Source organism: Flavobacterium panici, assembly GCF_903819335.1.
Taxonomy (GTDB): domain Bacteria; phylum Bacteroidota; class Bacteroidia; order Flavobacteriales; family Flavobacteriaceae; genus Flavobacterium; species Flavobacterium panici.
The window spans coordinates 135,497-151,140 of sequence record NZ_CAIJDE010000064.1 but is presented as its reverse complement, the minus strand read 5'-3'; the positions used below and the strand labels follow the sequence as shown (position 1 = coordinate 151,140).

Genomic DNA, 15,644 nt, shown 5'->3' with positions numbered 1-15,644 from the left:
ATTGAGACTGAGACTGAATACTGAGATTAATTTTGAATTAAACTGAAAACTGCGACTGAAAACTGCGACTTTTTTACGAATTAATTTTAAAATATGCCTTAAAAGTTATACTTTTGCAGACTAATTTTTAAATGTTCTTACAAGGTGGTAAATAGAAGACACATACGCGTTAAAGTCATGCAATCCATTTATGCAATGCACCAAAGCGGTTCTGATAATATGGAAAAAGAAGAAAAATTTCTTTTTTACAGTATTGATAATATTCAGGACTTATATCTTATAATGCTTTCTTCATTGATTGAAATTTGCAAAAAAGAATCTGTATTCTTGCATCTTTCAAGCAAAAAACATCTTGCTACTGCAGCAGAACGTAATCCGAACGAAAAGTTCATCAAAAACAAAATCTTTCAGCTTCTTGCCGAAAGTAATTCCCTAAGCATTGCTTTAGAAAATCGTAAAATCAACAACTGGTCATTAAACGACGATTATATTATTTTGCTTTTAAATGATATTAAAGCAAGCGATTTGTATAAAAAATACATGAGCAATAATGTCAATACTTTTGAAGAAGACAAACAATTTATTGCTGATTTATTTGCTGAGGTTATTGTCCCAAATGACAAATTATACGAGTATTTAGAGGATGATAAATTGACTTGGGTTGATGATATTCCGGTTGTAAACACACATATCATTAAACAATTGAAAGCAATTAAAACCGAAGATCCAGACGATTTTAGAGTTCCTAAATTATATAAAGATGTTGAGGATAAAGATTTTGCTAAAGATTTATTTAGAAGAACAGTTTTAAACGAAGCTGTTTTAGCAAAAGAATATGACGATAAAACACCAAACTGGGACAGTGAAAGGATTGCAGAAATTGATACGATTATTTTGAAAATGGCAATTTGCGAATTCTTGAAATTTCCTTCAATTCCTGTAAAAGTAACTCTTAACGAATATTTAGAAATTGCAAAAGAGTATTCTACACCAAAAAGTAGTATTTTTATCAACGGAATTTTAGATAATCTTGTAAAAGAACTTACCGCTAATAAAAAGATGGTAAAAGTAGGCAGAGGGTTAATGTAAAATTTTAGAATAATCAATTTTAAAATTCCAAATTCCAATTACCTTTGTGTCACTCTGAGCGAAGTCGAAGAGCATTCAAAGACGGATTAGAATTTAATAAAGTTGAATTTTAAAAAAAATAATAATGTCACTCTGAGCGAAGTCAAAGAGAAAAAAATATTAATAATAAATCAAAAAACAGAATTTAAATTATGGGACAATTAACTCAATTTGCGCCATTTCTATTAATGTTTGTGGTAATCTATTTCTTCATGATCAGACCACAGCAAAAAAGAGCAAAAAACGAAAAAGAATTTGAAAGCAGCCTAAAAGTAGGTGATAAAATAGTTACTAAAAGTGGTTTCCACGGTAAAATTGCTGAATTAGCAGAAACTACTGTAGTAATCGAAACTATGTCAGGAAAATTAAAATTAGAGCGTTCTGCTATTTCTTTAGAATTAAGCGCTGCTTTGAATAAAAAAGCTTAAGCTTTTTTAAATTACAATATTTTAAATCCCAAATTCCAATGGAGTTTGGGATTTTTTTTGTTTATACTAAACGTGTGGTCATTGCGAGGAACGAAGCAATCTCACGATGCTTATCACTCATATTCATGTTAGTGTGGTTGCTTCGTTCCTCGCAATGACATAAATGCGGATAAGCATTATGTTACATATTTCAAATAAAAAGAGATAACACAATCTTGTCATTTCGACCGAAGGGAGAAATCGCACAAGTTGATCGACAAAGATTGACAACTTACTTTGTAGGGTTTCTTGTGCGATTTCTCCCTTCGATCGAAATGACAATACTTTGTGCAAAGAAAAAACCTTTATCAAAGTTTTAAACTTTGACAAAGGTCTCGTATAGGTTTGAAAGCTCTTCGACTTCGCTCAGTCCCGATAGCTATCGGGATGGAATTTGGAATTTTAAAAATTTGGAATTTAACTACCTATATTTATCATTCAACCCAACATTCGCCAAAATCATCGGAATCACTTTTTCAATTCTCGAAAGTTTTGTTTTTTCCTGTTTAGCAGTTTCAATATATTCTAAAAACTCATATTGCTTATAAGGACTGAATTTTTCAAAAGCTGTTGCCAAAGCCGGATTTTTAACCATTTCTGCATTAAGAAGTTCAGAAACTATAACTTCTTTTTTTGAAGGTTTAATGATCTTGCCTTGCTTTTCATTTTCAATCGCTTCTAAGATATATTCTAAAATTTCTTTTTCGTTTATTTCCTCTTTTGAAGCAAAACGCCATTGACGCAATGATTTTGTAACTTCTTCCTGTGCATTAATAAGTTTCTTTTTCTCATCTTTCAGGAAAACACCATTAAAAAACCAAATCGCAAAATAATCTTTAAAACCTCCTAAACCAATGACATTTTTTTTCTCATAAACATAAACCGGACCACCCCATTTTGTGGTTTCTTTTAGTTCGGTTTTGTCAATAATAGCTTTAAGGAGAAGTAATTCTTCTTCCCATTGACCGCTATATTTCCACATGCCTTTATTTTCAGAAGCTGGTTCCAAATTATCTTGTTCTTTTAGGTTTTTCTTTTGAATCAAAAATTCCCGGAATTGCTGTAAGTTCAGCAATTTTTACAATAACATCAGTCGCTTTTTGAATACTTTCTGCAGGAACATATTCGTATTTTCCGTGGAAGTTATGTCCGCCGGCAAAAATATTCGGACAAGGTAATCCCATATAGGATAATTGAGATCCGTCAGTACCGCCGCGAATAGGTTTTATGATTGGTTTGATGTTTAGTTCACGCATTGCTTTTTCGGCAATATCAATAATATGTTTTACCGGAAGTACCTTTTCTTTCATATTATAATACTGATCTCTAATTTCAGTAGTTACAATATCTTCACCAAATTGTTTCGCAAACTTCTTATTGATTTTTTTGGCAATTTTTCCAATTAAATCTTTACGTTTTTCAAATTTGCTTTTATTATGATCGCGGATAATTAATTCTAAAACGGTTTCTTCAATACTTCCCGTTAAATGATGAACGTGAAAAAAACCTTCGTAACCTTTTGTTTCCTGAGGCGTTTCACCTTTTGGAAGTTCATTAATAAATTCATTAGCAATCAACATCGAGTTGATCATTTTTCCTTTTGCATAACCTGGGTGAACGCTTTTTCCTTTAAAAGTAATTTTAGCTCCGGCAGCATTAAAATTTTCATATTCTAATTCACCAATCTGGCTTCCGTCCATGGTGTAAGCCCATTGAGCGCCAAATTTTTCCACATCAAAATGATGCGCACCGCGTCCAATTTCTTCGTCGGGAGTAAAACCAATTCTGATTTTTCCGTGTTTAATTTCCGGATGCTGAATTAAGTATTCCATTGCCGAAACAATCTCCGTAATTCCGGCTTTATCATCTGCACCTAACAAAGTAGTTCCGTCGGTTGTAATGATCGTTTGTCCTTTATATTGTAATAAATCTTTAAAGTAATTTGGAGAAAGAATGATGTTTTTTTCAGCATTCAAAACAATATCTTTTCCGTCGTAATTCTCTACAATCTGCGGTTTTACATTTGCACCGCTAAAATCTGGTGAAGTATCAAAATGAGAAACAAATCCAATTGTCGGGACTTCATGATCAACATTACTTGGCAGGGTTGCCATAATGTACGCTTTGTCATCTATGGTAACATCTGTTAAACCAATTGTTTTTAGTTCTTCGACTAATTTATTGGCAAGATTCCATTGTTTTTCTGTACTTGGGGTTGTTTTAGAATTCGGATCTGATTCTGTATCAATTGTTACATAACTGATAAAACGATCTATGATATGTTGCATTTCTTTTTATTTTTAGCAAATATAGACATTTTTTTTAGCAGGTAAATTTGCGGTTTTAGTATCGAAAATAATAAAAAAAGAGACCGTTTTTGTAGACAGCCTCCTGTTTTTATTGAATTATCTGTTCTAATAGTCAAACGTTCCTACGGAACGTATATCTTTCAACAAATTGAATTTCTACCAATCAGACATTCCTAACGGAATGAGCCTTTTCAGTTTAAAAAAATTATTCCGTTAGGAATATTTGGTTGGTAGCAAGAATATTAAGATTTTGATTGTGTCCTGTAAGGACACCTGATTTATTAAGTTGAATATATTTTTTGAAATAAATGTTTTTCGTTTAAATACTTTTTACACATCTAAAACCAAGATGATTGGCAGCAGATCTAATTTCGCCTTTTCCTCTGGTTCCCACCATATATCTTGTACAATATTGATCTGTACATAAAAAAGAACCGCCGCGGTGCACTCTTTTTATTTGTGTTGGATCGTTTGGATCATTGTAAGCATCTGGCCCTTGCGGATTTTTGGCAGTTTTTCCGCTTTCGCCTAATGTTTTATAATAATCAACGCTGTACCAATCGTTTGTCCATTCCCATACATTTCCTGCAACATCATACAATCCGTAAGCATTTGGTGCAAATTGTGCGACAGGAGCAATGCCTTTAAAACCATCTTCTCCTGTATCACCATCTTTAATCGGGAAATGTCCCTGATAGATATTAGCCTGAAATTTTCCGTTTGGTTTCAGTGTGTTTCCCCAAGCGTAAATTTCTCCCGTTTTTCCGCCTCTGGCTGCAAATTCCCATTCAGCTTCTGTTGGAAGTCTTTTTCCTGCCCATTTTGCATAAGCTGCAGCATCTTCATAAGTAATATGAACAACAGGGTATTTTTCTTTTCCTTTTATAGAACTTTGAGGTCCAAGTGGATGTTTCCAGTCCGTTCCGCCAACGTAAGACCACCATTGTAGAAAATTATTCAAATTTACGGCTGATGGAGTAGGTGTAAATATTACAGAACCTGTAATTAAATCTTCTTCGGCAGCGGTTGGAAATTCTTCTTTAGTTGGTTTTTGTTCTGCAACGGTAATGTATCCCGTAGCTTTTACAAACTTTTCATATTCTTCGTTTGTTACTTCGGTTTTATCCATATAATAACCGTCAACATACACGCGATGAATAGGAGCAGCATCTTTTGTTACGCCAGATAAACTGCATAAACTTTCATCTGCAACATTACTTCCCATGGAGAATTCGCCGCCGGGAATCCAAACCATTCCTTCAGGAGCTTTTCCTGCTGGTTTATTTTTATTTTCAATTGTAGGTTTAAATGCCGATGGTTCTGATGTATTTGGAATTTCATGACAATCTAAAGCCGCTTCGGTTACTTTTGGTTTAGGCGTAATTAATTTTGTTACACCGTAAGTAATTGAAATTATGGAGATTGTTAGTATAGCGAAAATCCAAAAAGTTTTATTTTTCATTGTAATGGTTTTTTGAGCTGTATTGGTTGTCAATAAGTTGAATCAAAAGTATGAAAATAACTTTTAAAGTTATATTAGTTTGATAGAATTAATAAAATAATTGTGTTTTGTTATTTATCTTCTTCCACCAAAACCACTTCGTATTTGTCTTTTCCATCAACTTTTACAGGTTGATAGTAGGTTTCGCCAAACTTCACATATTTTACATCGCCAATGGTAACTTCTTTACCGCCTTCGGGTAAATTGTCAACAACCGTTCCTGCTGTTGGCGGCACAACTTTATAGGTATTGCCGTCCTTTTCATAATAAGTTCCTCCGTAATAATAATTGTTGACCGTTCCTGTATTAACAGTCTGCGCTCCACTCGGAATATTGTTTACTGTTCCTCCAACTGGCGCAGGAACCGCAGTATAACCTCCATTGGAAGGCGCGTACCAAACTCCCTGATCGTAATGATACTGCGTGCTTTCGACACTTACAACTATTGCTGTTACGGCTAAAGTGGCAACAAAAAATCCCCACGGGTGCCAAACCGGACCATAATAAAATGGTCTGTATGGATGAAAGTAATACGGGTTATAAGCATGATATCTGTAACCGCCATAAACATATGGAGGACGGGCATACACAACAGTATTTCGTCTAACAACAGTATTTCTGTTATTATTTATGGTAATGTCCCTGCTTCTGTCAACGTTTCGGGTATTGCCGCTTATATTCGTATTTCTATTACCTGAATTGTTTATGTTGCCAGAATTTCGATTACCAGAATTTCTGTTGACAGAATTATTTCTGTTAATATTTGTGTTTGAAGTATTAGCAGGTCTGGTAACTTTGGTTCCTGAACCATTAGAGCCAGGTCTTGTTGTTGCAGGCCTGTTTACTGTAGGTCGTGACTGATTGGCTGGTCTGTTTACAGCAGGTCTTTGAGTTCCTCCACTAGGTCTGTGAACGCCGCCACCGCCACCGCCCACACGACGTTGCGCTATGCTGTCAATAGAAATCAAAAAAAACGATCCGGCTAAACATATTGTTACTGCTTTTCTTATTGTTTTGTTTATATTTTTCATTTTCAGTATTTTAAGTCAGATAAAGTTATTAAAAAATAAATTTATATTTAAAAAAGAAGTAAGAATTTTACAATGAAATATCCCATTGTATTCTAAATCTCCATCCTGCTTCAAGTGGAAGTGTTTTGTCCTGAAAACTGAAATAAGTCACTTCTGATGTCAATTTGTTTTTATGTCCTTTAAAAAACCAGTTAAAAGCAATAGTAGTTTCATCTTGTCGGTTTTGTCTAATAGTATTGTCAGGTCTGTATGCCGAATGGCGTCCGGCCATTTCTAAATGTTTGGGCCACCATTCAAAAGCATTATGAAAAAAATATCCGGCCTGAACATAGTAGCCTTTTAATGTGGTTTCGTCGTCATTGTTTATTTTGTTGATAATTTTTTTAGTATGCATTTCGCTTTGCCAGGAAAAACCCCGATACATAAATGCGGTTTCAAAATTCCACTGATTTACCCTGTATTGTCCCGGCGCACCATCTTCATATCCTTCTAAATATCCTCCGCCAGATTGTGAAAATCGGGTGTAAGGACTTCGGTTTGTTAAAGCTGAAAAAGCAATAATTGGAGTTAATTTTTCATGAAATTCCAGATCACTTCCTTCAAAATCAAGAAATCGTCCTAAAAAATTCCATTGTGCCCGCCCGAAATACATCAAATTATTATCATCGTTAGAAGTATTTCCGCGGCCAGTTCCGGTAAGTGCTGCGGCCCAATAATTAAAATCGGCAATGCCTTTTCCTTTTAAATGTCCGTAAACTTCAACTCCCATTTGTCTGTCTACAGTAAAAGGGCGGTTAATTAAAGAACGATCAACGGTTTGCTGCTCACCGCTGCTTATGAAACGCTCTCTTGTAAATTCAACCTTCCATTGTCCGGCTTTAAAGCTTAACCATTTCCATTTCTCCACCATAATTCTAAAATCTAATAAATTAGACTGGCTGAGTTCGTATTCCCAATAATAATTTAACCAAGGCTCAAAAGCATGACCGCCCACTTTTAATCTGGCACGGTTAATTTTGAAAGTAGTTTTTTTATCCTGACTGTAATCATCATAAGTCAAAGGATCTGTATCATTTGGTGTAGAAAACCGAAACTGAAGCCGGCTTTGCAGTTGAAAAAGAAATTTATTGTCATTCGTACGAAGTTCAATTCCTTTATCGCCGTACCTAAAGTTAAGCAGTTTTGTAGTGTCTTTTTCTTGTTGCGCTTTTGATTTAAAGGCAAGAAATAAGAATAATAGTAAAAAGTAAATTTTTAAAATGCGAATTGTTTTGTTTGTGTGATGCATAGGCGAAGCTGATAGGTATAATTTGTATATCACTTTATTACATCCTGTTTTGTCAGGCTGAGCGAAGTCGAAGCCCTTTGTGTCCCTTCGACTTCGCTCAGGGTGACAATAGTTAACTTAAGTAAATATTTTGTTTAACTATTTCAAAATTAGGTAATAAATAATCCATAGACAGTTGTTGAAACTCTTGAACTTGTTTCATTTTATAACTTGCAACCTCTTATTAATTTGTTTTTTATAAAACAGTACCTTTTTAAACTATAATATTTAAATTTGCAGCCAAAATAACAACAACACAACTCTTATGTATAAATTGATAATTCGCCCAATACTTTTTTGGTTTGATCCGGAAGAAGTGCATTACTTTACTTTTTCATTTGTAAAATTCATTTCAAAAATCCCTGGAGTTTCGGCAATTATAAGATCAATTTATGAAGTAAAAGACGCTCGATTAGAAAGAGAAGTTTTCGGAATTAAATTCAAAAATCCGGTTGGACTTGCGGCGGGATTTGATAAAGATGCGAAGTTGTACAAAGAACTTTCTGATTTTGGTTTTGGTTTTATCGAAATTGGAACTGTAACTCCGGTGGGTCAGGAAGGAAATCCTAAAAAACGTTTGTTTCGTTTAAAAGAAGATCAGGCGATTATTAACCGAATGGGGTTTAATAATGGCGGAGTTCTGGAAGCTGTTGGACGTTTGAAAAAGAATCAAGGTGTTTTAATTGGCGGAAACATCGGAAAAAATAAAGTGACACCAAACGAAAATGCGGTTGACGATTATATCATTTGTTTTGATGCACTTTTTGATCATGTAGATTATTTTGTAGTAAACGTAAGCTCTCCAAATACGCCAAATTTAAGAGCGTTACAGGACAAAGAACCTTTAACGGCTTTATTGCAAACGCTGCAAAACAGAAATGTCGAAAAGCAAAAAACAAGTACTCAAAAAGTAAAACCAATTTTATTGAAAATTGCTCCAGACCTTACAGATGAGCAATTATTAGATATTATTGATATTGTGAAAACTACACAGATTGCGGGTGTAATTGCAACAAATACGACTATTTCAAGAGACGGACTTCAATCTCAAAACCAATCTGAAATGGGAGGTTTATCTGGAAAACCATTAACAAAACGTTCTACAGAGGTAATTCGTTTTCTTTCGGAAAAAAGCAATAAAGCATTCCCAATTATTGGAGTAGGAGGAATTCACTCTGCCGATGATGCCATCGAAAAACTAAATGCAGGAGCAAGTTTAGTGCAATTGTACACTGGTTTTATTTATGAAGGACCAGCGTTAATAAAAGCAATCAACAAAAAAGTTTTAGGGCAGTTGTAAAAGAAGCGCCTGAACCAGTATTCCGGCAAGAATTGCAATTCCGAAACTGATTAATGTACCAATTAAAACATATTCAGTTAGTTTTCGGTCTTTGGCTTCTTTTAAATCTCCAAACCTAAAAATAGATTTTGCAGCCAGTAAAAATCCAATTGCTTCAAAATGTCCGGTTAAGATAAATCCGAACACAAATAAGCGTTCTAAAATACCAATATAATTTCCGGCAGCTATCAGCGAGTTATCCTGATGGCTGTTTTCGTTTTCGGGCGCCCAGATTGAAATAATGGTTTTGATTAAAATAGAAGTCGGTTTGGTCAACAGTAAAATTCCTGTAATTAAAATCCAGAATGCATTATCCTGCCAAAAATAAATAATGCCTTTGTTTTGATATAAAAGTACCACGCCTATTAAAACCAAAATATGTGCAATTTGATCTGCAATAAACCAGATACGTTTTGTTTTATCTTTCTGGAAATTGAGTTTGATTAAATCGATAATACCGTGCGTAACCGCAATTAAAACAGCATACGGAATAAAACTAATTTCCCAAGCCAAAATCGCGGCTAAAACTCCATGTAATAAAACATGAATATATAAGTAAATACTTTTGTGTTTTTTACTCTCTTTATCAATAACCCAGGAATTGGGCTGCCAGATAAAATCGCCTAATAAATGTGCCAGAAACAGTTTTATAAATAAAATCATGGGGCTGTAAGTTGTTTTATTTGTGTTCTAAAATAACGATCTAAATTCATAACCAAATCAAACTGAGCACGCTTTTGTCTTCTGCTTACAGCAGCTTGATTAATGCCTAATTTTTGTCCCAATTCTTCCTGCGAAAAGCTTGGGTTTTCTATTGCTTTTGCAACAAATTCTGCCGATTGTACCAGCCAGTTATCCATAAAAGTCAAAGCTAGCTGAATCATTAAATTCAGTTTTTCATCAAAATCAACATCGCTTGTTCGCAATGCTAAAGTTACTTTTTGCTTTTTTAAAGTCTCAAAAAGTTCTCCCGAATTGATATAAGCCGTTCCGTTACTTTCAGAAATTTTAGCAGCATTATGCGTTTTATTTCCAAAACCAATACTCATTCGCGCATCTGATTTTATGGTTCGTAAATGTGCTTTTATTAAAATAGCGGTCAATAAAGCGTCTTCCGGATTTTTAACCTCAATTTGAAATTCGTCACCACGATACACTTCCCATTCGCCGGGCGTTTTACCAAGCGGAGCCAGGATTTTTTTTAAATCTTCGACCCAATGCTGCGATTCTTGTTGTCTTGAACCAATTATGTCGCCTGTAATTACACTAGTCATAATCAAATATAATTACAAAATAAATAAAAATTCTATTACAAATATAAGTAATAAATTTAATTATTACATTTTTTGGTAATATTTTAAAATATTACGTTTTTATGTAATAAAAACAGATGGCACTTATATTTAACTTGAAAGAAACTATCCAGCACTATAATTTAAATGAACTTATATAACTTATATGGTTTTAAAAAAAAGCCTGATAAGGTTAAAATAAATAATTCGCAAACAGTTAATTTTTATTTCTTTAAAAAAGAACCTAACTTAGCTTTTACAAAAGAATAAGCTTTGAATAAAGAGATTAAGATTATCGAATGTCCACGAGATGCCATGCAGGGTATCAAAACCTTTATTCCAACAAAAAATAAAGTAACTTATATACAAGCGTTGCTTCGTGTGGGGTTTGATACCATCGATTTTGGAAGTTTTGTTTCTCCAAAAGCAATTCCGCAAATGCAGGATACTGCTGAGGTTTTAGCAAATCTGGATTTATCGCAGACAACCAGTAAATTACTTTCGATAATTGCCAATACACAAGGCGCAGCTCAGGCTGCAGAACATGAAGCCATTCAATATTTAGGATTTCCTTTCTCGATATCTGAAAATTTTCAGATGCGTAATACGCATAAAACAATCGCCGAATCTTTAATTACTCTGGAAGAAATTCTGGAAATCGCCGATAAAAAAAATAAAGAAGTTGTAACCTATCTTTCAATGGGATTTGGAAATCCATACGGAGATCCGTGGAATGTTGAAATTGTGGCCGAATGGACGGAAAAACTTGCTGGAATGGGCGTTAAAATTTTATCGCTTTCAGATACAGTTGGAAGTTCTACGCCGGATGTTATTACATATTTGTTTTCAAATTTAATTCCCAAATATCCTGAAATCGAATTTGGAGCGCACCTGCATACTACGCCAGACAGCTGGTTTGAAAAAATCGATGCAGCATCAAAAGCCGGATGCATACGTTTTGATGGTGCAATTCAGGGATTTGGAGGCTGCCCAATGGCGACTGATAAATTGACTGGAAACATGCCGACAGAAAAATTGATTTCGTATTTTACTGCCAATAAAAAAATAACCGGACTTAATTCTCTAAGTTTTGAAAGTGCTTATAATGAAGCATCTAAATTATTTGGAAAATTTCATTAAAAAATGATGAAATTATGAGTGATTTTAAACTTTGGTTAGAGTTTGAAGAAGTAAATCCAGATAATTGGCAGATCAATAATGATTTTTGCAATATAAATGTTGAGTTAGCTGATGGCAGGAAATATGGAATTAATGTTTGGACTTATGAATTTCTAAAAACAACTGTAGAATATGATAAAACGAACGGAAATAATCTCGAAGGTTTGTATGTAATTCCACCAGATTTATTTGTAAAGGAATTAACTAGAAGTTGTATTGAAAAAACAATTGAAGATTTATTAAAAATTGGTAATCTGGAAGTCGTATTAAATTCAAGTATAGTAATAAAGAATAATATTAAATTATAATCTGCACTTAATTCTCTAAGTTTTGAAAGTGCTTATAATGAAGCATCTAAATTATTTGGAAAATTTCATTAAAAAAATAATGTAAAATAAGTAATATCTGACAAGAAAAGGCGTTTTTATTTATCTTTAATTAAATTAAAAAATGAAACGAAATCTTTTATATAGAATCTCTATAACACTCTTTTCTGCAGTTTTATTGCTCTCTTGTTCAAGTGATTTAGACTTTGACCAAATCGATGATTTTGTACTTGAACCTGTTTTTGTAGCAAATCTCGCTTACTTTGATGTCTCTGCTGACCAAATTGAAGATAATGGACAGGGACAGCAAATACCGCCTGATGTTGAAGATTTTGATATTTTTAAAAAGAAATTTTTAACAGATAATTTAGCAAAAGCCGAACTTAATTTCGAAATCGAAAATACGATAAACAGAGCTTTTGAAATTGAATTACAGTTTATAGATGTCAATAATCAGGTATTAGAAACTATTGATTTAGCTGTTCCAACTTACACAGGTGGCTCTAATATCATAAAATATCCAACAGAAGTTTTTGAAGGAGAACGGTTAAATTTATTAAAAAAGACCATGAAAATTGGTTTTATAGTAACAACCGTAACAGGATCTGGATCGGGAGATATTACAGGTAATTTAAAATTCAAATCAGGTGCAACCGTTTATATGAAAATAAAATGAGACAAGCACTTTTAATTTTGATGCCTCTGCTGCAGCTCTTTTGTTATTCTCAAAATAAACAAGTGTTGTACAATTTTACTTCGATTCCGCAGTCATTACTTGTAAATCCCGGTGCCGATGTTTCCTATAAATACTATTTTGGCGTGCCGCTTCTGTCCGGAGTTTCGGCAAATATTGGTTCGAGCAGTTTTTCTGCGTATGATTTATTTGCAGATAATGGAGTAGATTTTAATGATAAAGTCCGAAATATTATCAATAAATCATCCCCAAATGACAAGACGCAGGTAAACCAGCAGCTAGAAATATTTTCGGGCGGATTTAGAGTAGGAGGCGAGGACAGTCAATCGTATATTTCATTTGGTGCTTATCAGGAATTTGATTTTTTAATGTATTTTCCAAAAGATCTCGCCATTTTAGGCGTAGACGGAAATCAAAATCATATTGGAAAATCATTCAATTTAGCCGATTTAAATTTACGTGCCGAAGTGCTTTCTGTTTTTCATGTCGGATTTCATAAAAAAATAAATAAAAAACTGGTTTTAGGCGGACGATTTAAAATTTATTCAAGCGGCGCCAACGCAACATCAACCAAAAACTCAGGATATATTTATACCGGACAAGGCACGGGAACAAATTTGTATACTCAAATAATCGAATCAAATTTAGAACTTAAAACTTCAGGCATAGGAAAATTTACAAAAGATGAATATGAAGGAAGTATTCCCAGTGATATTGCACACAATACTTTCCTCAACGGAAGTTTAGGTTTGGGATTTGATGCCGGTGTTACTTATAATATTAAGGAAAATCTGCAGCTTACGGCCAGTATTCTTGATGTTGGTTTTATAAAACATACTAAAGATATTGAGACTTTAAGGTATAAAGGAACTTACAGATACGACGGAGTGAATCCAAATTTTGATGCTGTAAATGAACCGGAAAATATTTTTGATGAGTTTGATGCCGCCATTCCGCGGGATACATCTTATGCTAAATATACGACCTGGCGACCTGTAAAATTTAATTCTTCTATTCAATATTCATTTGGCGAATCAAGATACGATGGAGAGTGTAATTGTAAAGTCGAAAGCGAAAGAAGATATTTAAACGCAGTCGGCGCACAATTGTTTTTAATGACAATGCCCGAAACACCTTATGCTGCTTTGACGGCTTTTTATCAACGCAGTATTTTTGAAAAACTTGATGCGAAAGTTACTTATACAGTCGATCCGTATTCGAATAAAAATATTGGTTTGGGACTTTCTGGAACTCTCGGAAAATTTAATATTTATGCTTTATTCGATAATGTTTTAGAGTATAAAGATGTTACAAAAGCCCATAGTCTTGCGTTTCAATTTGGTTTCAACTTCATTTTTCAAGATAAAAAATAAAATTCCAATTATTTAAATTCCAAATTCCAATTTCTTAGAATGTGAAACCTTTATTTCGCTGTTTTTAATTGGAATTTGGAATTTAAAAATTTGGAATTTAAATCGTAAGATGTTTCCTGTAAATATAAATTTATGAATAAGTTAGTATTTAAGTTAGCAATTTATTCACTATATTTGCACGCAATTCAACTAGAAATTGCACCATGATAGCACACAACTCCAAGATTATCGGCGAAGGTTTAACTTACGACGATGTATTATTAGTACCTAACTACTCGAATGTGCTTCCCCGCGAAGTGAGTATCAAATCAAAATTTTCAAGAAACATAACATTAAACGTTCCAATCGTATCTGCTGCTATGGATACAGTGACCGAAAGTGCAATGGCAATCGCTATGGCACAAGAAGGCGGAATTGGAGTTTTACATAAAAACATGACAATCGAGCAGCAAGCTGCGAAGGTTAGAAAAGTAAAGCGCGCTGAAGCAGGAATGATTATCGATCCGGTAACATTACCAATGAATTCAACTATTGCAGACGCTAAAAACGCCATGAGAGAATTCGGAATTGGCGGTATTCCAATCGTTGACGAAAACAGAATCCTTAAAGGAATTGTTACAAACCGTGATTTACGTTTCGAAAAAAACGGAGCAAGACCAATTGCTGAGGTAATGACAAGTACAAACTTAGTTACTGTTGCCGAAGGAACTTCACTAGAACAAGCAGAAGTAGTTTTACAAGGCCATAAAATCGAAAAATTACCAGTTGTAAATGCTAAAAACGAATTAGTGGGTTTAATTACGTTTAGAGATATTACAAAACTGACTCAAAAACCAATCGCTAACAAAGATACTTTTGGTCGTTTGAGAGTTGCTGCTGCAATTGGCGTTACCGGAGATGCGGTTCTAAGAGCTGAGGCTTTAGTTGCTGCCGGTGTAGACGCTATTATTATCGATACAGCACACGGACATACTGAAGGTGTTGTAAATGTATTGAAAGAAGTTAAATCAAAATTCCCTCAAATAGATGTAGTAGTTGGAAACATTGCAACGCCGGAAGCTGCTAAATATTTAGTAGAAAATGGTGCTGATGGTGTAAAAGTAGGAATCGGTCCTGGTTCTATCTGTACGACACGTATCGTTGCAGGTGTTGGTTTCCCTCAGTTCTCAGCAGTTTTAGAAGTTGCTGCGGCTATTAAAGGAACTGGAGTTCCGGTAATTGCTGATGGTGGAATTCGTTATACAGGAGATATTCCTAAAGCAATCGCTGCAGGTGCTGACTGTGTAATGTTAGGTTCATTATTAGCAGGAACAAAAGAATCTCCGGGTGAAACTATTATCTTCGAAGGAAGAAAATTCAAATCATACCGAGGAATGGGGTCTGTTGAAGCAATGCAAACTGGTTCAAAAGATCGTTATTTCCAGGATGTTGAAGACGACGTTAAAAAATTAGTTCCGGAAGGAATTGTTGGTCGTGTTCCTTATAAAGGTGAATTAAACGAAAGTATGCTTCAGTTTATTGGAGGTCTTCGTGCCGGAATGGGATATTGTGGTTCAAAAGATATTCCAACTTTACAAGAATCTGGACGTTTTGTTAGAATCACGTCAAGCGGAATCACTGAAAGTCACCCTCATAACGTAACTATTACAAAAGAAGCTCCAAATTATTCTAGATAATC

At 34.1% G+C, this 15,644-nt stretch carries 15 protein-coding genes; 8 read left to right on the top strand and 7 right to left on the bottom strand.

Annotation, left to right across the window (positions count from 1 at the left end):
- The first annotated feature begins 177 nt into the window (after window positions 1–177).
- A complete protein-coding gene (gene nusB, locus FLAPXU55_RS23015; RefSeq protein ID WP_053471037.1) occupies window positions 178–1,089 on the top strand; it encodes a transcription antitermination factor NusB in 912 nt (303 codons plus the stop codon).
- Window positions 1,090–1,280: 191 nt separating this feature from the next.
- Complete coding sequence (yajC, locus tag FLAPXU55_RS23010) at window positions 1,281–1,556, top strand: preprotein translocase subunit YajC (protein WP_053471036.1); 276 nt, start codon at window positions 1,281–1,283, stop codon at window positions 1,554–1,556.
- Between the two features lie 460 nt (window positions 1,557–2,016).
- On the opposite strand, the gene FLAPXU55_RS23005 is transcribed toward yajC, so the two are convergent.
- The 5 genes from FLAPXU55_RS23005 to FLAPXU55_RS22985 all read right to left on the bottom strand — a co-directional run bounded on the left by FLAPXU55_RS23005 (window position 2,017) and on the right by FLAPXU55_RS22985 (window position 7,724).
- Entirely contained in the window at window positions 2,017–2,604 is a 588-nt protein-coding gene (locus FLAPXU55_RS23005) for a YdeI/OmpD-associated family protein (protein WP_180861658.1), read from the bottom strand.
- A gap of 1 nt (window position 2,605) precedes the next feature.
- A complete protein-coding gene (pepT, locus tag FLAPXU55_RS23000; RefSeq protein WP_180861656.1) occupies window positions 2,606–3,883 on the bottom strand; it encodes a peptidase T in 1,278 nt (425 codons plus the stop codon).
- A 340-nt stretch (window positions 3,884–4,223) separates the two neighbouring features.
- Window positions 4,224–5,366, bottom strand: coding sequence for a formylglycine-generating enzyme family protein (locus tag FLAPXU55_RS22995; protein ID WP_180861654.1), 1,143 nt, complete (start codon window positions 5,364–5,366; stop codon window positions 4,224–4,226).
- 110 nt (window positions 5,367–5,476) lie between these two features.
- Entirely contained in the window at window positions 5,477–6,436 is a 960-nt protein-coding gene (locus FLAPXU55_RS22990) for a DUF6515 family protein (protein WP_180861652.1), read from the bottom strand.
- A gap of 67 nt (window positions 6,437–6,503) precedes the next feature.
- The gene (locus FLAPXU55_RS22985; RefSeq protein ID WP_180861650.1) at window positions 6,504–7,724 is read right to left on the bottom strand and encodes an OprO/OprP family phosphate-selective porin; all 1,221 of its coding nucleotides are present in this window, start codon (window positions 7,722–7,724) and stop codon (window positions 6,504–6,506) included.
- 304 nt (window positions 7,725–8,028) lie between these two features.
- Here FLAPXU55_RS22985 and FLAPXU55_RS22980 point away from each other — a divergent pair, with 304 nt between their 5' ends.
- Window positions 8,029–9,063, top strand: a complete 1,035-nt coding sequence (locus FLAPXU55_RS22980) for a quinone-dependent dihydroorotate dehydrogenase (protein WP_180861648.1) — start codon at window positions 8,029–8,031, stop codon at window positions 9,061–9,063.
- Here the strand turns inward: FLAPXU55_RS22980 and FLAPXU55_RS22975 are convergent.
- Window positions 9,049–9,765 (bottom strand): DUF3307 domain-containing protein, encoded by a 717-nt coding sequence (locus tag FLAPXU55_RS22975; protein ID WP_180861646.1) that lies wholly within the window; start codon window positions 9,763–9,765, stop codon window positions 9,049–9,051. The genes FLAPXU55_RS22980 and FLAPXU55_RS22975 overlap by 15 nt on opposite strands.
- A complete protein-coding gene (locus tag FLAPXU55_RS22970) occupies window positions 9,762–10,376 on the bottom strand; it encodes a SatD family protein (protein WP_180861644.1) in 615 nt (204 codons plus the stop codon). The genes FLAPXU55_RS22975 and FLAPXU55_RS22970 overlap by 4 nt, the downstream gene beginning before the upstream one ends.
- A 291-nt stretch (window positions 10,377–10,667) precedes the next feature.
- Between FLAPXU55_RS22970 and FLAPXU55_RS22965 the strand changes: the two genes are divergently transcribed.
- From FLAPXU55_RS22965 to guaB, 5 genes are all read left to right on the top strand, one after another.
- Window positions 10,668–11,534: a hydroxymethylglutaryl-CoA lyase gene (locus FLAPXU55_RS22965; protein WP_180861642.1), complete on the top strand. Its 867-nt coding sequence runs from the start codon at window positions 10,668–10,670 to the stop codon at window positions 11,532–11,534.
- A gap of 14 nt (window positions 11,535–11,548) precedes the next feature.
- Window positions 11,549–11,881 carry a hypothetical protein gene (locus FLAPXU55_RS22960; protein ID WP_180861640.1) on the top strand — a complete coding sequence of 111 codons (333 nt, stop codon included), beginning with the start codon at window positions 11,549–11,551 and terminating at the stop codon, window positions 11,879–11,881.
- Window positions 11,882–12,023: 142 nt separating this feature from the next.
- On the top strand, window positions 12,024–12,575 hold the full coding sequence (locus FLAPXU55_RS22955) for a hypothetical protein (RefSeq protein WP_180861638.1): 552 nt from the start codon (window positions 12,024–12,026) through the stop codon (window positions 12,573–12,575).
- On the top strand, window positions 12,572–13,966 hold the full coding sequence (locus FLAPXU55_RS22950; protein WP_180861636.1) for a DUF5723 family protein: 1,395 nt from the start codon (window positions 12,572–12,574) through the stop codon (window positions 13,964–13,966). Before FLAPXU55_RS22955 ends, FLAPXU55_RS22950 begins: the two co-directional genes overlap by 4 nt.
- A gap of 203 nt (window positions 13,967–14,169) precedes the next feature.
- Window positions 14,170–15,642 (top strand): IMP dehydrogenase, encoded by a 1,473-nt coding sequence (guaB, locus tag FLAPXU55_RS22945; RefSeq protein ID WP_053471025.1) that lies wholly within the window; start codon window positions 14,170–14,172, stop codon window positions 15,640–15,642.
- The last annotated feature ends 2 nt before the right edge of the window (window positions 15,643–15,644 follow it).